This window comes from Nostoc sp., from assembly GCF_036917155.1.
Lineage (GTDB): Bacteria > Cyanobacteriota > Cyanobacteriia > Cyanobacteriales > Nostocaceae > Nostoc.
Map to the genome: position 1 here is coordinate 1 of NZ_JBALDZ010000023.1, position 18,425 is coordinate 18,425.

15 protein-coding genes are annotated in these 18,425 nt (G+C 41.6%); 11 read left to right on the forward strand and 4 right to left on the reverse strand.

Annotated features, from left to right (window positions below):
* Positions 1 to 933: 933 nt before the first annotated feature.
* A complete protein-coding gene (dpdE, locus tag V7K67_RS03195; protein ID WP_335165222.1) occupies positions 934 to 4,245 on the reverse strand; it encodes a protein DpdE in 3,312 nt (1,103 codons plus the stop codon).
* Between the two features lie 413 nt (positions 4,246 to 4,658).
* Here dpdE and V7K67_RS03200 point away from each other — a divergent pair, with 413 nt between their 5' ends.
* On the forward strand, positions 4,659 to 4,958 hold the full coding sequence (locus tag V7K67_RS03200) for an RNA-binding S4 domain-containing protein (protein ID WP_334729770.1): 300 nt from the start codon (positions 4,659 to 4,661) through the stop codon (positions 4,956 to 4,958).
* Positions 4,959 to 5,604: 646 nt separating this feature from the next.
* Here the strand turns inward: V7K67_RS03200 and V7K67_RS03205 are convergent.
* On the reverse strand, positions 5,605 to 6,267 hold the full coding sequence (locus V7K67_RS03205; protein ID WP_334729769.1) for a HEAT repeat domain-containing protein: 663 nt from the start codon (positions 6,265 to 6,267) through the stop codon (positions 5,605 to 5,607).
* Here V7K67_RS03205 and V7K67_RS03210 point away from each other — a divergent pair.
* The 7 genes from V7K67_RS03210 to V7K67_RS03240 all read left to right on the forward strand — a co-directional run bounded on the left by V7K67_RS03210 (position 6,256) and on the right by V7K67_RS03240 (position 12,904).
* The gene (locus V7K67_RS03210; protein ID WP_335165225.1) at positions 6,256 to 6,474 is read left to right on the forward strand and encodes a hypothetical protein; all 219 of its coding nucleotides are present in this window, start codon (positions 6,256 to 6,258) and stop codon (positions 6,472 to 6,474) included. The two genes, V7K67_RS03205 and V7K67_RS03210, sit on opposite strands and share 12 nt — an antisense overlap.
* 531 nt (positions 6,475 to 7,005) lie before the next feature.
* Positions 7,006 to 7,764: a phycobilisome rod-core linker polypeptide gene (locus V7K67_RS03215; RefSeq protein ID WP_334711693.1), complete on the forward strand. Its 759-nt coding sequence runs from the start codon at positions 7,006 to 7,008 to the stop codon at positions 7,762 to 7,764.
* Between the two features lie 284 nt (positions 7,765 to 8,048).
* Entirely contained in the window at positions 8,049 to 8,585 is a 537-nt protein-coding gene (locus tag V7K67_RS03220) for a phycobiliprotein lyase (protein WP_334729767.1), read from the forward strand.
* 92 nt (positions 8,586 to 8,677) lie between these two features.
* Positions 8,678 to 9,307: a chromophore lyase CpcT/CpeT gene (locus V7K67_RS03225; protein WP_334729766.1), complete on the forward strand. Its 630-nt coding sequence runs from the start codon at positions 8,678 to 8,680 to the stop codon at positions 9,305 to 9,307.
* On the forward strand, positions 9,301 to 9,639 hold the full coding sequence (locus V7K67_RS03230) for a CpeR family transcriptional regulator (RefSeq protein ID WP_179067777.1): 339 nt from the start codon (positions 9,301 to 9,303) through the stop codon (positions 9,637 to 9,639). The genes V7K67_RS03225 and V7K67_RS03230 overlap by 7 nt, the downstream gene beginning before the upstream one ends.
* A gap of 544 nt (positions 9,640 to 10,183) precedes the next feature.
* Positions 10,184 to 11,185, forward strand: a complete 1,002-nt coding sequence (locus V7K67_RS03235; protein WP_334729765.1) for a phycobilisome rod-core linker polypeptide — start codon at positions 10,184 to 10,186, stop codon at positions 11,183 to 11,185.
* A gap of 804 nt (positions 11,186 to 11,989) precedes the next feature.
* Positions 11,990 to 12,904: a M23 family metallopeptidase gene (locus V7K67_RS03240; RefSeq protein ID WP_334711689.1), complete on the forward strand. Its 915-nt coding sequence runs from the start codon at positions 11,990 to 11,992 to the stop codon at positions 12,902 to 12,904.
* 513 nt (positions 12,905 to 13,417) lie between these two features.
* Here the strand turns inward: V7K67_RS03240 and V7K67_RS03245 are convergent.
* Positions 13,418 to 14,272 (reverse strand): cyanophycinase, encoded by an 855-nt coding sequence (locus V7K67_RS03245; protein WP_334729764.1) that lies wholly within the window; start codon positions 14,270 to 14,272, stop codon positions 13,418 to 13,420.
* A gap of 313 nt (positions 14,273 to 14,585) precedes the next feature.
* Positions 14,586 to 14,789: a hypothetical protein gene (locus V7K67_RS03250; RefSeq protein WP_334711686.1), complete on the reverse strand. Its 204-nt coding sequence runs from the start codon at positions 14,787 to 14,789 to the stop codon at positions 14,586 to 14,588.
* Between the two features lie 769 nt (positions 14,790 to 15,558).
* Here V7K67_RS03250 and V7K67_RS03255 point away from each other — a divergent pair.
* The 3 genes from V7K67_RS03255 (at position 15,559) to V7K67_RS03265 (ending at position 18,412) form a co-directional block, all read left to right on the forward strand.
* A complete protein-coding gene (locus tag V7K67_RS03255) occupies positions 15,559 to 17,469 on the forward strand; it encodes an ATP-binding protein (protein ID WP_335165229.1) in 1,911 nt (636 codons plus the stop codon).
* A gap of 164 nt (positions 17,470 to 17,633) precedes the next feature.
* On the forward strand, positions 17,634 to 17,768 hold the full coding sequence (locus V7K67_RS03260; RefSeq protein ID WP_334730213.1) for a hypothetical protein: 135 nt from the start codon (positions 17,634 to 17,636) through the stop codon (positions 17,766 to 17,768).
* Positions 17,769 to 17,809: 41 nt separating this feature from the next.
* On the forward strand, positions 17,810 to 18,412 hold the full coding sequence (locus V7K67_RS03265) for a thioredoxin family protein (protein ID WP_334730212.1): 603 nt from the start codon (positions 17,810 to 17,812) through the stop codon (positions 18,410 to 18,412).
* Positions 18,413 to 18,425 lie beyond the last annotated feature (13 nt).

The following is an 18,425-nucleotide window of genomic DNA, read 5'->3' on the forward strand; positions in this document are numbered from 1 at the left end:
TCTCACCCAAGAACGCAATTTTATTTTGAATTTTCTCCCACTGTCTTGTCAAAAATACTATCTAATCTCTTAATCTAAACAACAACACAATAAAGCAGGGTAAGCGCATCTAATTTTGTAGCTCTTGATACAGACAAAAAGCTTAAAACTCTATCTGAATATCAATTTTTCATTCAAAATAGGACGAATTGTCGTAAATGATTGAAAAAACATGGGTCAAATAACTTTTTATGTTTTTTAACCACATAAAGATGAAAATGTCAATATCACCCCTTGGCTCAGTGTAGTAATTTTGAACTTATTTGTGCTTTGGGTGAACCCCAAAACTACCGTGTCAATAGGGTTTGAGATGCGCTTACCCTGCACAATAAAGTGACAGTTTATTAATATTCAAAGGAAAAATAATCGTTCCTCTAATTTTTGTTGCTTAGATAAACTACTTGATGTAGAAAATATTTTATATTTGATTATTTTTTTCAAAATCAGATTCTTTGAGTATTATTTTCTTAATTATCCTAATTTTTTGCGTTTTCATTAACTGTAATTAATTTGTACTTCAAATTGAAGTGCGGAATGTGGGTTCTAAGATACAAGGTTGGGTGGCAATACTGCGTAGGTTTTGGAATTTCTTGGTTGAGGCAAGCAGGGGGAGCAGTATTGGGTTGGGTGGAACGTTTGCGTAGCGTCCCGCAGGGAGGTGAAACCCAACAATACCAACCTTTTTGGATGTTGGGTTTCGTGCCTCAAACGCCGCTTGCCTCTCCCTTTGGGAGAGGCAAGCGTAGCTTACTTAAGAGGAGGGAAGTCGGGAAACCGCAAGGGCGCAGTGGCTCCCCAAACTACGCCTAAAATTAATATTTTTGGTAAAAGTCTTATTGTTTCAGCATCTAGATTATTCTTTCCCGAAAGTGATTCCAGAGGGCTAATACCATTTCACTCAAATTGTACAAGCGATCGCCCCGATACAATAATGAAACCTACGGAATCAAGCCTGAGTAGCGGCTGACGAATTCCCTCTAGAATGGCTGCATTTAAAGCAGTTTCTATCTTGACTTCTTCAGCTAATGCCTGATCCCAATTTTGCTGGTTCAGACGCAGGCGTAATTGTTCTACTCGATTGCTTAATTTCTTTTCGGCAACACTAGCACAACTTTGGCATAATTCAATAAAATCGGGGCGATTAGAAAGTAATTCTAAAGAAGTGTTACGAACTTGATAGCAAAAATTTTGCCATTTATTAGGGTCAACAAAATCGTCAATAATTCCTAAGCGCTCCTTTGCTAGATTGTAATCTCGTCCTTGATTATTGTTTTTATCTTTATATGGACGTTGCAGGATACTTAAGAGTGCTTTATCCTCAACAACGCGTATTGGCTCGTTGCGACCATCAACATAGATAGTTTCTATAATTGGCGGAAATAAAGCATCAACGCGTCGCTGCAAGTTTTTGAATTGAGAATTATCTAGTTTGTAATCGATTAAAACTTGTTTGACATTTTTTAAATTTGTCTCGACTACATAATTGCATTGGAAACCGAACCACTCTTTTCCTTCTTTAGCATCCCAAGATGTATCAGTGCGCCACATTGCAAAGGCTTCACCTCGGTCATCCCAGTTTATATAGTTCAAGAGTGCTTCGACAAATCCTTCTCCAACTCGAAAGAGCTTAATCCCAGCATTCTGGTTTGCTACTCTGCGATTATAAGTACCAAATTGGTCTAGATAACTATCAGCAAAACGGTTTTTTAACTCATTTATGGGAACTAAGGTACGCGTTGTTGGTTGATAACGTCGCATGTCTGATGAATCTGGGTTGTTCAGTCCCCTGAACCCCAGCGCGTCACAAATCCAGCCTTCAATTGCTCGCTTAATTTCTAAATGGCAAGCATCGTAATTATCTAAATCTTGAAAATACTGAGTTGCAATTTCATCATTAGCGTCAATTTCATCTAGAGTATTTTGTTCGCTAATTTTGACTATTTCCGCTTCAATTTGCGCTTGAATTGGCGAAATCATCTCCAATAAGCCAGCCGCACTTGATTGAAACAAAACTGTTTCTAATTCTGCAAGTTTTTCATCTACATAAAACTGGAGACTGGCAATTGATTGTTGGAAAATACCGAACCCATCTTTTAATACTTTATACCAAGCATTGTGGAGGCTATCTTCCAAATAAGGGCCAATCAAGGCACTAGATTGGATGCCAATTTTGCTGCCAATGCGGTCAAGTCTGCCAATTCTCTGCTCTAATTGATTAGGCGACCAAGGCAGGTCAAAATGAATTAACCAATCGGCAAACTGGAGGTTACGTCCTTCTTCTCCAGAGCGATCGCATACTAAAATAAAGCAGTTTGGGTTATTCTTGAACCTATCTAAGCCTTCCTCAACTTTATCTGGTGATTCTCCAAATTGATGGCTGGCTACTGTCTCTGCACCAAAGGTATCAGACAAATACCGGACAATTTCGCCACAAGTTTGCACAAAACTGGTAAATACAATAAATTTGGGCAGAATATCGCCAGTAATTGGTCTCTTGATTCTCTGCTGTATTCTGGTGATAAATTCGTTTTGATTCTTCCGAACGTTTGCAGGAATTTTGAAGTAAGTACCTAGCTGATTCAGCAGCAATATTTTTAAATTTTCCGTTCGTTGTCCATCCTCTTGAGGTTGACGAATAATTTTTAGTAAGGATTGCAGAATCTCTTCTTCCCCTGAGAATTTGGGGGTTGTAGTTAAGATGCGAATATCATCTTCTTTAAACTCTTGGATGAGTTTAGCATGAGGTTTACCAGTTAACCGAGCGGTAATTACCTGCTCTAGAATGCCTAACCAAGTACCAGCAGCTAGGAATAACAGCAGAAAAATTCGCTGATATTGCTTTTCAGCAGGAGCAACACTCCGCCATTGATTGAGGAGTTCGTGGATATCAAGCGATCGCTCGTCTAAATCATACTCTTCTTTGGGCGTGAAGTTGCGGTCAAATATGACATCTTCCACTGCTGCGCGACGGTTGCGAAGCATTCGCCGATGTAGTCGATAGGTATCGCTGACATGGACGCGAATCCCTTGGACAATTTGCTCTTGCTCAGTAGAATTTGCTTTTAAACAATTTTCTAAATCATCCGCTAGCTTCAGCAAATACTTATCTTCTGCAAAGAGGTTTCGCAATTGCTGCAAGTTGCTTTTGAGAACCAGAGGTTCTGCACCTTCTTTAAAAGAAAGTAGAACTTTACCAATTTGCTGACGGCTTTCAACTTTGGCGCGGAAACCTGCTAAGTCACCCATTTTATAGGTTGTCGGGTCAAGCAAGTGCAACATGGCTAAAAAATCTTGCTCATGATTGAGAACCGGAGTTGCAGATAATAAAAGTAAGCGATCGCTTTTATGAGCAAGTTCTTTGCAAGTCTGAAAACGCTGGCGCACTGTTGCATCCTTAGAGGTCGCCATTGCTGCGATGTGATGAGCTTCATCTAAAATTAAGCAGCCTATCTTCGCTTTCAGGTTGATTTTATGAATATCTTCAACCGCCAGCACCGCTACCCGTTTGCCAAAATGGGAGATGTAAAACTTGTTTTCTAACTCAGTCCGCCATTGTTTGGGCAAATATTGCGGAACTATTACCACCGCACCTCTTTTTGGCTCATCAAGGAGGAACTGACGGAGAATCGCACCCGCTTCAATGGTTTTTCCGAGTCCCACCTCGTCTGCTAATAAGTAGCGTTGAATTGGGTCTTCCAGTACCCGCCTGACTACTTCAACTTGGTGAGGATAAAGATTGATATTTGCCGAAATCAGTCCTGTCATCCCCCGACTCACAGCGCGTTGCTGAGTCAAGGATTTCACGAAAGCCAATCTTTTGTCGTGGAAGTAGGGCGTTTCATGACCCTTCATCGCCAGAGTTTCGATGGGATTTGTGTTGGGTAAATTGCAACGAACGTAAATGTCTTCAACAGATGCGATCGCAGTTTTCTTATCTGGTAAATCTATTTGATACATTTCTGTATCTTCATCCCAGATAAAAACTCTGCCAACTATCCATTTCTCCTGGGTTGAGAACTTGATGTAGCATCTAGCTTGGGGCTCAAGCTTGACTTGAGAGAGCGAATTTAAAGGTAACGTTTTTTGGAGACGTTGCCCTACGGAGCAGAAATACTCAACAATCGCATTGGCATCAGATATTTCCGTAACTTTTCCGATACCCAAAGAGTTATTCTGGGACTGTACCAATAAACCAAGCTTAATCATAGATCCAGTCCCCTGAACACACTAAAAGAACCTTCCAGATTAGTTTGTTAGCCTATATCTGGCAGTTTTGTCGATCAACATTATAGATAATAAACTGGTATTCCAGTTTTTGTTAGAGCGATCGCTATGCTTGTATGAAGATACAAATGCTTACTTTAACTCAGTCAATTTGTATTTTTACCTAAAATTACTGACTTTTGAGTATCAATTCATCTTTCCATTGATAGACTCAACAATCTGCAAGATCGGCATATTGGTTTGTGATTAAGCTTCTCCTCAAGAATATGCATTTAAACGAGATAAAATACTTGAGGTTTTATTTAATTTAATATGGGCTGATGTGTAGCGCAACAGATTCACACTTTGCCTTGATAACGCCACGATACAATTAAGGTAATGTAGTTTTATTTACTATGAAGAAAATCAGAGACAACACAATTAAGTTAAATCAATTTTTAAAGTTGATGGGTATAGTGCCAACTGGAGGACAAGCCAAGCTGATGATTCAAGGTGGCGATGTCCAAGTAAACGGTATGCTGGAAACCCGGCGAGGGCGGCGACTGGTACCAGGCGATCAAGTGACAATCCAAGGACAGACTTTAGAGGTGAACTTGAACAATAATGAAGACCAAGACATAGTATTGAAGAAGAATTCAGAAGTCAGAATTCAGGAGCGGAGCCGGAGACGCTCCGCCTCCGGTCAGCAATCTTGACGCTCGATAGCGACGCGCAAAGCGAATCCTTGAGCGTCTGACTCGCTTGCCGCCGGTGCTATCAATCGGGGATTCAAACCCGCGACTTTCTTGTTGACCACCAAATCTGCGATTTGGTGGGGGTGCAAAAACGCCGGTTATTCAGACGCTCGGTCGCATGATTGCGTCTCCCCGAATCACATTGGGAGAGGCTAACGCCAAGGGAGAAGACAAAGGCTTAGCTACGCTATCCGCCTTTTCGGTCAAAATTCATTCTGTACATGGATAGCGGGGCGTTTAGCCCATTCTGACTCCTGACTACTGAATTCTGTTCGATAAATTTTCCCGAACAAACCGAGTAAAAAATTTGGCGTTGCATAGTTGCAGGATGAATTAGGCTACTAAGGGTACAAATCCATAATAGAAGTAGTGCAGTAAAAATCGAAGTGATAGCTTAACTTCTGAGAAGGTGTGCTAGATAATGTCTGAACGCTTTTCTACGACTCTCATCAGATAAACCAGGAGTCAGAATACAGAATTCAGAACTCAGATATTCATTACCCACTCGTACAGAATTCATACTGAATTCTTCTTATAAAAATCAGAAACTTTTATTGTCATTAGTTTTGATAAATCTAGGTGTACTTCATGCAAAAAAACCATCCCGTTATTGTTGCAATAAGTCTTCTAAAGCTGCGCCGACAACTCGGTGATCCTCATCTTGTCGGAGTTTGCTCAGGGCTGCTTTTGCTTCCGGTTCGTGAAATCGTTTGAGGGCATAGCTAACTCGCACGCGCATCCGCCAAGATTCAGCATTCACTAAACTTAGTATTTGGGATAATGCCGCAGCATGTTGACTAGAATTAGCTAGTAAGCCGAGTGCATCAACAGAAGATTCTTGAGCGGTAAAATCTTCATCTTTTAAACCCTGAATGCAGATATCAAATAGTTCTTCAGGGCAATCCATTTCAGCGATCGCAGCCAAAATGCTCCGCCGCACTAGCCAGTGGTCATCCTGATAAAATGCTAGAACTAGATGAGAAACTGCGACTCTGCCAAATAGTGATAAAGAATTTGCTGCCTCTGCCCGCACGTTGGGGGTATCGTCAAATTTCATAATTTGCATCAAAGCCGCAAAAGATTCCGCTGATTGTTGATTACCCAAACCCCTGGCCACAAAAGAACGTACCAAAAATTCTGAGTCATGAAGTTTACTCGTGAGCAGAGGAACTGCAACTTCTGATTCATAATTATCGAGGGCAGCGATCGCCTTCAGACGATATTGAAAATCTGGGTTCTTCAGTTCAGCTTGGATTTGATGGATTTCCATAGGTGCATTTGCTACAGCTATTCTTTACTTTATTTTACAGATGCCACCAAATGGCGATCGCATTCTAAGAATATTGAACCAAGAGCATTGGGAAGAGGTAGAGGGGCAGGGGAGGATGAGGGAGATGAGGAGGATGAGGGAGATGAGGGAGAAATAATCAGTCCCCAGTTCCCAGTCCCCAGTCCCCAGTCCCCAATCAGACACTAAAAAAAAGCTGAAATTTTTCTAAAGTATTATTTAACTTAATAAATTTTAATAGATATAGCTTCATCATCGTATCAGAATATATAAAGTCAAACAATGCAAAAACTAAAAATCATCAAGACTAATAAGGGTTTAAAGTCTTTATTGCTTCCCCTTTGTCAGAATGATATAAAGTTTTTTTACATTTTCTGAACATCCTTCTCATAAAAATTAGTTGTTAACTGGGAGATAGTTTAAATGGCTTTCAGACTAGCATCACGGTTAGAGGTCACTCTGTTTGAAGATACTGATTCTATTGATCTGTGGTCAAATCGCTCTAGGGAAATGGGAAATGGGGATTGGTAAGACTATTTGAGGTTTGATGAATTCCGCCGTCAGTTGTCATATACGAAGATATTTAACGCATTTTTACAAACTTAAAGTTTTACAAAAGCTAGTCAGTAGCAAAAATAACTGACAACTGAAAGGAAATTCCACCTCTCTAAGGGGTAGGATGCTCGGAAATTTAATTAGCGTTTTTCAGGAGATACTTCAATGTCACTTTGGGCAATTGATTCACCTAATGTTGAACTGCGTCCGAACTCCAGCGAAAGTGAATTACAAACACTGATTCGGGCAGTTTATAAACAGGTTTTGGGCAATGCTCACTTGTTGGAAAGTGAGCGACTAGCCACAGCAGAATCGCAATTGCGCGATCGCAAAATCAGCGTCCGTGAATTCGTTAACACTGTTGCCAAATCAGAGCTTTATCAATCCCTGTTTTTCAGTTCTTCTTCTCAGTATCGGTTCATTGAACTGAACTTCAAACACCTGCTAGGCCGTCCTCCTGCCGATCAGGCAGAAATTTCCGAACATGTCCGCATCTACAACGAACAGGGCTATGATGCTGAGATCGAATCCTATATCGATAGCGAAGAATATCAGCAGAATTTTGGCGAGAATATTGTTCCTTATGTTCGTAGCACTAAGTCCCAAATCGGAATTAAGAATGTTACCTTTAACCGCACTTTTACCTTACTGAGAGGAGTAGCTAGCAGCGATAGCGATCGCAAAGCTAAACTGATCAGCGATGTTGGTTCAAATCTACCCACATCCATCAAGGCTCCCGCTGCTGGTTCTAGTGTAAACAGCACCAGCAAACGTTTCTTGATTAAGGCAGTCAAAGGTTCAGCGAATCTCCCTACCCGTCTGGGCAAGCTGGAATACGTAGTTAACTACAATCAGCTGTCTGGGCAAGTGCAAAACATTCATCGGACAGGCGGCAAAATCATCAGTATCACTGAAGTTGCTTAAATAGGGGACTGGGGACTGGGGACTGGGGATTGGGGACTGGGGGGAGAATAATAACTCAGAACTCAGCACTCAGTACTCAGAACCCAGCACTCAGTACTCAGAACCCAGCACTCAGTACTCAGAACTCAGCACTCAGTACTCAGCACTCAGTACTCAGAACCCAGTACTCAGCACTCCTAAATGCAGTTGTGATCGAGGAAGCTAGTATTATATAGACTAGGAGAATAACTTTTTAGCCAAGATATCTCTTGGATTTTAAGCTACTTTTTAAGATAACTTTTCTAATGGAAATTACTGAATTCTTTGAACTTTCAATTGGACGATGGCGATCGCAGCGTAGCGGTCATCATTTAGCATTCGCCCACTTTGAAGAAGTGCTGTCTAACATTGACATTGAGTCTCTATCCACCGATGATCCGGCAGTACTAGCAATCTGTCAATTGTATGACACTGACCCCGCCAGTATCACCCACCCCTTTCGGATGACTTGGGAAGGTGAGTCAGACTGGGACGATAAACCAATCTCCGGTACTACTGTGCTGGTACCAATTCCCGATATCGAAAATCCTTCTAGAGGCAAACTCCTACGAGACAAGGGATACGCCGAAACGATTCCCGCAGTGGCTAAGTATCATCTGAGTGACGATGGTGTTTTTATCCTGCTAACAGAGTATGAACTTGCTGCTGCTGAGGAGCGAATTTGGTTTGCTAACCCAAATCTCCGATTTCGGGTAGCGATGATTAAAACCAGTGATGGTAAAGGTGTGACAACAGCTTCCTTTTCTTCAGAGATTCGCTCTTTGTCAAATTCAACCAGTTAGCAAATATCAGGTTAAAACATAAAAGGATACAAACTCCTAAATTTATTTATGGAGATTGTAATACGTGAATTTTGAATTCGGAGCGAAGCGACGTGACTATAGCGCCCAGTGAATCTAGCACCAACGCCAGCGATTTGCTCACCTTAGCCTGTTGGATGGCAGGAGATTTTAGCAACTACAAGCAATCTTTTGCAAATCCGCAACTTTACGCCCACATTCACATTTATTTTCGTCCTTTACCGGTTGAATTTTTTTCTGCCATCGGTTTTTATTCGGAACAAGCTTATGATCACGATTTATGGACACCCTATCGCCAGGGAGTACATAAACTAGTTAGTTGGGGCGATCGCATTTATATCGAAAATTACAGCTTAAAAGACCCTATACTCTATGCGGGCGCTGCTCGTGAATTAGATATCCTCAAAACCATCACCCCAGAAAGCATCGAACGGCGTTATCACTGTTCAATGGTTTTCCAACGAGAAGGTGAAATGTTTCGAGGTAGTGTAGAACCAGGCAATCAATGTCTGATTAAGCGTAATGGATGCCAGACATATCTAATCAGCGAAGTAGAAGTAACCGAGAATACTTGGCTAAGTCTAGATAAAGGTATGGATATTGAAACCCATCAGCAAATATGGGGATCAACTGCTGGCCCATTGCAATTTGAAAAACGAGAAAGTTTTGCTGATGAATTACTTGCGGTGAGCGCATTATGTTGATTCAGCTTGAATCTGTTAAAACCAAAATGTTACCTCCACAGGCTGAAAAAAAGATGCGCTGCTGGATTCGCAGCCGCCACTTGATTTGTTCGGGTAACTTTTTTATATTCGAGACATTAGAATATACAACCATTGAGAGATTCTCTCAATGTGTTGCTTCTTTAGGAGGAACAACAATATCCGTTGACCCCATTAATAAAATTTGGATGGGCGATCATCGTCAAGTTATTTTATATCAGGCAAAAGCTAGTTTGCATACGCCTCATCATACCTTGAAACAATACTGGATCAAATACGGTGGTTTCTACACTAGATTTGATGAGCGTCCTTGAGAGTCCCTATCCTGTAGAAATTTTTCTGACAACTCCAATTCAAAATTTAATTTTGAATTTTAAATACTCCCCAAGGGGGTTGACGGCTAATTGTTAATGTCTAATTGCTAATTTCTGATCGTGATTAGCTGTTGGTTTTTAACAGTTAGCCGTCTAAGTTTGTTAGAAAATGTAACTAAAAATCTCCCCAAAACTTGATAAATTAATCCTGACTGTAAAGGGAATTAGCAAAGCTTAGTAGTTAGGCTTTAGTAGTTATTGGTAAAACTAAGTGCTGAAAACTAAAAACTAACAACCATTTAGCATTGTTGAGCAGAAGTAAGCAGCCAGACGATAACAGGTTGAAAACTTAGGCAAAGAAGTTTTTAGACTTTTGATTTTTGAGAGCCAGTTGCTATTTTGCGGGTTCTCCAAAGTCTCTTAACCTAACACATCGGCTACTTTTGACTTCTGCATTTCTTGCGCGTCTCCTAAGAGAAGCGGTACTAGTTCCCATTACCTTTAAAAATAGTCATTTGTTACTCCTACCCACACTAACCTAAATATGCAGACCTTCATCGACGACAAAACCGGCCGACGCCAATATCAAGCATTTTCCCAAACAGAACCCATCGAACTATGGACTATTGCTTCAGCTGATGACATCGAAATTGTAATTCGGGCAGTTTATCGGCAAGTATTGGGTAATGCTTACATTATGGAAAGTGAGCGGCTTCTCGTTCCAGAATCCCAACTCAAGCAAGGCCTAATTGATGTTCGTGAGTTTGTGCGTCAGGTTGCCAAATCAGAGTTGTATCGCTCCAGATTTTTTAATAACGTTTACCGCTACCGTGCGATTGAACTGAACTTTAAACACCTACTGGGCCGCGCTCCTGATGACTACTCCGAGACAATTTATCATAGCAATATTTTAGATGAGAAAGGCTTTGAGGCGGATATTGATTCTTATCTTGATAGCGACGAGTATCTAGATGCCTTTGGGGATAACATAGTGCCATATTACCGGGGTTACAAAACCCAAACGGGCAAAAAGATATTGGAATTTACCAATATGCTGCAACTGGTGCGGAGCAATTCTAGTAGTGATAAGAACCTAGTAACGAATAATGAAGCCCAATTGGTGCGATCACTAATTACCAACACTCCTTACGGTAAACTGAAACCCACAGATGTGAGTGCAATACTTGCTGAAATATTTAAGCCAAAGCCAGAAACTACTGCTCCAACCTTTATTGCAACTCCCACGGCAGGCGAACAAAGCTTGCGGCAAAAGATTCAAGACCAAGAAAGCCAGATTACAGCTTTGCAACAACAACTAGCAGACTTAAGACCCTTTGCTAGCATCGGGACAACAAAATTTAGTAGTAGTTGGCAGTCTTCCAGTTCTGTTACAAACACAGGCGAATATACATCTTTGCAACAGCAAGCTGACGCCCAAGCAAAACAGATTGCAGCTTTGCAAGAGCAAATTGCTGATTCTCGACGGTCTGCCACAATTGGAGAAGCCCGGTTGAATAAGTGGCGCAGTCGTGTTTTTAATGGCTAATTTCTCTATTGTTTAGTTTTGTCAGGTGGGTTAGGCTTTTCTTAACTCACCGAACAAGGCAAAAGTAAAAAGTTAAAAGGCAAAAGAAAGAAAAATGGTTTGTTCGCGTAGCGTCTCGTAGAGAAGCCTCTAAATTTCTTTATGGAAGGAAATAAAAACATTTATAACGATAGCACAGCTAAGCCTTTGTCTTCTCCCTTGGCGTTAGCCTCTCCCAATGTGATTCGGGGAGACGCAATCATGCGAACGAGCGTCGTGGCGTAGCGCGTTCGCATGATTGCGTCTCGTAGAGAGAAATAATATATCCTTAATCATTTTCCCTCAATTTATTTATGGGGATTATCTTTTTACTTTTTACTGTTTAACGAAACAGTGCTGAGTGATGAGTGTTAGACCGCCCATAAGGCAATACGGTTCAGTTAAGGCTAAAATCCTTTTTTTAACGTAGACGCGGAGCGGCTTGCCGCAGGCTACCGCAAAGGACGCATTCGCGCAGCGTCTCGTAAGAGTTGGACGCAAAGGACGCAAAGGAAGAGAAGGAAGAGAAGCTTAACTGAACTGTCTTGGCCCATAAGGGGCGGGGTATCAACCAACTCCATACAAAAAGATTCCGCGCCACAAGAGGCGGGGCTTTTACCATAGTGCGGAAGTACTGAGTAATCTTCTTGTTACTCAGCACTCAACACTCAGCCCTCAGCACTCAGCACACCTAAACTCTTTTATTTCCTGATATTTTCGGAGTCAGCTTGAAACAACAAATAATCAGAAAGTGTCTGAATTATTGTTTTAATAGACTTGCAACTTATGAAAAAAGCTACTGTTTATCGATATCGTACTTATGGACTAATTGGGTTAATATCCTTAACCGCTATATTAAGTACAGCTACATCTGCCCTAACACAGTTAGCAGGCGATTCCCCAATTGGGCAAACTCCTATCCCTGCTTCTAAATTAATCTGGCCGACTCAAGGGTTTATTTCTCAAGGCTTCCGTAAATATCAACATGAAGGAATTGATATCGCCGGGTCATCTGGAACTCCTATTGTTGCTGCTGCATCCGGTACAGTTGTCAAAGCTGGTTGGGATAATTGGGGATTAGGAAATGCCATAACCATCAAACATCTCGACGGTAGCACTACTGTTTATGGACACAATCGCCGTTTGTTGGTGAGCAAGGGTCAACAAGTCATTCAAGGTCAAATTATTGCCGAGATGGGGTCTACAGGCAATAGCACAGCACCTCATCTGCACTTTGAAGTTCATCCAAATGGTCAAATAGCAGTTGATCCCCTTCGTCTGTTGACATCCGTAACTGCAAGTGTTGGTTCTGGTTCTAGAGTTCAGCAAGTGGATAACCCAAATCGCCCAGTCTCGACACCCCCAGTAGCACAGCAAATTTCACCTTCACAGCCAATTCCAAGAGATTTTGTACCTATAAGCAGTGATACCAAGTGCAACGGAACTACCATCATTGAAGGTGAGACTACAAGCACTCGTGTAAAAGTCTGTGAAGAAAATGGTCAGTTATTTTATATTGGGCAGTTAAAGCAAGACTCAAGTCAGCCGATAAAGATACAAGCTCTGCATATTGGTAAAAGCAGATATCGAGCAAATAATGGTAGTTTTTCTTATTTAATCACTCCTCAAAGAGTGGAAGTTTGGCGAAATGGGAGTCAGATTCGTTCTGACAGTTTTTATACTTTAACAAAGTCGCCATAAATAAAATATTGGGCGATTAGAAATTGCTACTCAGTATTGAGTGAGTAAAAGTACTCGTTAAGCTTCTCTTCCTTCTGTTTCTTTGCGTCCAACTCTTACGAGACGCTGCGCGAATGCGTCCTTTGCGGTAGCCTGCGGCAAGCCGCTCCGCGTCTACTTTAAAAAAATCATTTTGACAAAGAGTAAAGCCTTAACTGAACCGTATTGCAATATAACCTGATGTAGAGACGCGATTTATCGCGTCTTCAAAGACCAATTATCTACACCGTATTGCATTAGAGACGAGATGATACGCAGTGATGCGGAAATTTAGTCCTAGAAATTCCTATCAATTGGGTGTTATGATTTTCAAAAATCTGTGCAGCATAATTAATCGGCTGTAGTGGCGTACAGATGTACACCACTACTCATGTATAAAGTAAAATTTTGGGATTTTGTTAACCGAACCTTATTGCTAGCGGCGGCTGCCGCCACAAAGCATAAAACTTGCAGTTTAAATACATCTGTTAAAAGTTAGGTGCTAATTGAAGCAACTGGCACAGAGCTATTTGGCAGAGAGCCGTTATTTAGGATAGGTTGGCGGGTATTCAGGTCAAATTTGAAGCCATGTGGCAAAATATGAAGCTTTGCTCCACAAATCGCCAAAGATTCATCCTTCAAAATTTCGTCCATATTGTTATATGTAGCCTCTGATTCATCAACAATCGTCACCGCGCCTTCACCAATCACTTCGACTTGATTATCTGTAACTACCATCGCGGTATTTTCGTCAATACCAAATCCTAAGACAGCAGGTTCTAGTATTAAAGCTGAAATTAAGCGTCCCAAACGTCCACGCTGAGAAAAATGCTGGTCAATTACTACCCCTGGCAAAAATCCCATACCTGGGCCCATTTCAACAGTTTCAATCCGAGGATGTGTCTGGGAATCACCTTCCACAATCATTTTATCTGGCATCACAGCAGCGCCCGCGCTTGTACCTGCGATAACTACACCTTCAGAGAAGCGTTTGTGAATTGCTGCATCGATTTCGGTATCCTTAAGGATACTGGTAATCCGAGCTTGGTCTCCCCCTGTAAAAAATACACCAGTTGCTTTCCTAATAGCTTCCAATGCGGTAGATGATGATGCATCTTCACGGGTTTCTGTATCAATAATGCGAACAGTTTCGGCTCCCAGTCGCTCAAACACTCTGATATAATTTTCTCCCACTTCTCTTGGTAGTTCTGTCGCCGCTGTCAGAATGACAATGTACGCTTTTGTACCGCCAGCGCGTCGTACAAAGTCCCGCAAAATTATGGAATCTCCCTCTTTATCTTCGGCTCCCCCAATAATTACCAACTGCCGTTTGATATTACTTTCCACCATGATGCCCCCTGAATTTGAGTTAATAAATTTCACTAAACCATGACAATTAAAACTATCAAATCATCCCTTTGGTAGATTACTTGATACAAATAGGATTAACATTTGTGAGCGCAATTAGACCAAAAGATTTATCCTACAAATTACCTAAATTTTCATTTACTCAATAAAATCCACAACGTCAACTGCCTCTAGAAGTATTTTCTAGAGGCATTGTTGGCTATGTGACTAATTGCCGATTGGAGATTTCTGCTGCCGAGAGTAATTTGTATATAACTCTAGCTGGGTGCAATTAGATGATATTTAATGGCAAATACTAATGAATCCGGCTTCTGTAAAGCAAGTTAGTTAAGAAAAAACGTGCTTGTTCTAGTGGGAGATGCCTGGGTTTACCTTGGTAAACAATTTGATACTCATCCATATCTGCCCCATCTCCATGCCCAGAAATCAGCTTTTGACGAAAAGCTTCTTCAGCAAGTTCTCGAATTTCATCTCTTAGAGCAGCTTGTGTGCTATTCATACTTTGCTGTCTTTTTGATACCCCACATTTATTTATACACTTCTTAAGTGAGTGTTGCACCTTTCAAAAGTTATATCTCTGATGATTCATGAGGATGAATTGACGTACCTATTTGAGATTTGAGATGATTTCGGTTCATGCCCCGCCCGAAGTCAAGCGGAACAAATCCCAAATTGTCAATCTCAAATCACCAAGCCCTGTACCCGGATTTCTCACCACATCTCTCAAAACCTTGTGCTCTTGAGCAGGGGAGCAGAGGAGCAGGGGAGAGATTTGTACAACAAGTTCTTTCCCCTCTGCCCCTCTGCATTTCAAGCTTGTGAGAAATGCGGGTGTACCCTTGTGGTCAGGGTCAATCCCAAATTGCAAATCTAAAATCCAAAATTGTTTGACTGTTCTTGATTCCTGGCTGAGGAATCTGACTTTTCACGGGATGTGGAAAAGGTCATTTTGATGCTTTCCCAAGCCCTGATTTCTCCGTTAGCTATTTTCATTAACTCAGAGTTATTGAGAATTAGCCTGTGGAAAAACCTACGCTTTTTGGGGGCTTGAGGACTTCCCGTGAAAAGTCAGGCTGAGGAATGGGGATTTAATTATGCCTTGAGATAGTTGAAAATGCTTACTAATAGAGTTAGCGTAGGTTCTGATTAGTTGAATGGCCAAGCCATGACTCTCCAAAATAAATGTCAACTAATTTACAATCAATAATTCTGAGTAACCATAACTCAGCATTTAAATTTCAGGGTGTTTAGCCAAAGGTTCGTAATCAATGGTTCTACAAAAAAGCAGTGAATTAGTCCGCATTAATGCTAGAAGAACGGATGTATTCGATATTTTCAACTTCAAGCATTACATTGGGCCCAACCCCTATTTAGATATCGGGGCGCTAGTATTTGATTTTGCTCTAATTGACTCTAGAGAGCCTTTGCCCATTGAAGATTATATCGCAAAAATTAGCGATCGCTATCCAAATCTTCGCGATCAAACCTACGAATCATATCCCCATCTCTTTGCTCAAGTTGTCTCCGAAGTCGGCAAGTTAGATATGGATTTACACCTTAACCACTGGAGTGTTAAGCCATATCCACATCTCACCCGAATTAGTGTCCAATCATTACATGAACGCACAACTAGAGAGGTAGTTTACTTTGTTTGGGATTGGTTTGAAGCCATTACCCAAGACGAAGACTTCACCTTTGATGAGCAGTTGGTGAGGTTGCAAGATAGATTCCGCGCATCTGTCTACGGTGGCCCCACGGTTTACGCCCTATTGCGAACCGCCTACGAGAAAGGTATTCCCGCCTTTTATTTGTGGGAAGAAGGATTGATGCAATATGGTTTGGGAAAAAAACACGTCCGGGGGGTAGCAACAACATTTAACTGTGATAGCCATCTAGATTCGGAGTTTACCACCCGTAAAGATGACTGTAAGGCATTTCTAAAAACCTTGGGTTTTCCAGTACCTGAAGGTAATATTGTCTTTTTCGAGAAAGAAGCTTTAGTAACAGCAAGAGAAATTGGCTACCCAGTGGCAGTTAAGCCAGTAGTAGGTCACAAAGGAATTGGCGTCACGGCTGATGTGCAAGACTCCAAAGAACTGGTATCTGCTTATAATCGCGCACTGGCAGCGATTCCCGAAAATCAGCAAACCCGAATAATTGTTGAAAAAAGCATCTCAGGATCAGATTTTCGTTTGTTGTGTGTCAATGGTCGATTCGTCGCCGCCACAGAACGCCGTCCGGCATCGGTTGTTGGTGATGGGTATTTAACCCTTGCAGAGTTAATTCGCCAAGAGAACCGCAAACCTGCACGTTTAGACACACCAACTTCGCCGATGAGTAAAATTCAGATTGATGAAGCGATGGAACTCTATCTAGAGGAACAGCGCTTATCATTAGAAAGCGTGATTGAGAAAGGACGTACTGTTTACCTGCGTAAAGTCGCCAATCTTTCAGCCGGAGGTGTAAGCATTGATGCAACCCCGACAGTTCATGCTGACAATATTATTTTGGCCCAAGATATTGCCCAACATTTCCAGTTGACTTGTCTAGGGATTGATGTCATTACCAAAAGTCTCGCAGAATCTTGGAAGTCTAGTAACTTTGCCATTCTGGAAATCAATGCTGCACCAGGGGTTTTAATGCATCTTAAACCTTCTGTTGGTGAAAGTGTTGATGTACCTTCTCATATTTTAGAAACCTTTTTTGAGTCGGGTGCAGATGCCAGGATACCAATTATTACCTTTAACAAAATCTCAGTTGAAGAACTGCAAGCGACGATTGACCATATCCTTTTGCAACATCCCAACTGGACAATAGGTGCTGTTTGTCGTGATGCCGTTTTTGTGAATCGCTCGAAAAAAGTATTAAGCAAAGATTACAACAGTAATGTCCAAACTTTGCTGCGTCATCCCAAACTTGATTTGTTGATTGCCGAGTACCCTGAAGACATCCTCGAAGAACAGGGCATATTTTACCAGAGTAGTAATCTCGTAGTTTTGGATAATCCCACCGAAGCTGAGATGATTTTGGCGCGGGATGTTTTTGATAGTTCGACTGTGGTAATTAGAAAAGGCAACGGTATTTCTATTCGTCGCAAAGGGTTGATTGAAGATTATACTTTGGGTGAAGATGAACCATTTACGCGAGTTTATTTGAAAGAAACTGGGACGATTTTGTGAGTTAAGTAAATAGGAGAATGGGGACTGGGGAACAGTTGCAGTCAGCCTTTCCCTCCGTACCCCTTCCTATTGTGCCCATGCCCCATGCCCAATTCCTAGTTCAAGCTTCCAAAGCTGGAAAAATTTAAAGAGTGGCTGCAATACGGTTCAGTTAAGGTTTTTTGATGAAAATTCTAGATCGCAGAGACGCGATAAATCATCACAAAGACGCGATAAATCGCCGTCTCTACAATATTGACGGCGATTCATTGCGTCTCTTGCGTGACCGAACAGTATTGAGAGTGCCAGGAGTCAGCTAAACTAAAGAGGAAATTGCCTAATAAGTTTTAATAATGCTGTTATGAGTACTGACTCACCTGTTAATTCTCCCGAAAAACCTGAATCCACATTCGGGAAGCGTCTGAGAAACTTCTTAATTGTGATGGTAGCGATCGCACTTAGCGTTTCCCTCGTCTTAGGATTGCGAACTGAAACAACCTCGGCTACCCTTACCAAGTTAAGCGATAACTCCACACCGTTAGAAGTAGCCGTCAGCAATGGCAAACCATCTCTAGTAGAGTTTTATGCTGATTGGTGTACTGTCTGCCAGAAAATGGCACCAGATATCACTCAACTAGAAACAGAGTATGCTGACAAGATGAATTTTGTCATGCTGAATGTGGATAATACCAAGTGGCTGCCGGAAATGCTGAGATATCGGGTAGATGGGATTCCCCATTTTGTATTTTTGAGTCAGCAAGGAGAAACCATAGCCCAAGCCATCGGCGATCAACCCCGGACGATTATGGCTAGCAACTTAGAAGCTTTGGTTACTGGTTCGTCTCTTCCCTATGCTCAAGCTAGTGGGAAAGTTTCTAAATTTTCAGCCCCAGTAGCACCAACGGCTAGTCAAGATGACCCCCGCAGTCATGGCAGCCAAGTGGTAAATGAAAATAATTCGTAATGACGCTCCTGCG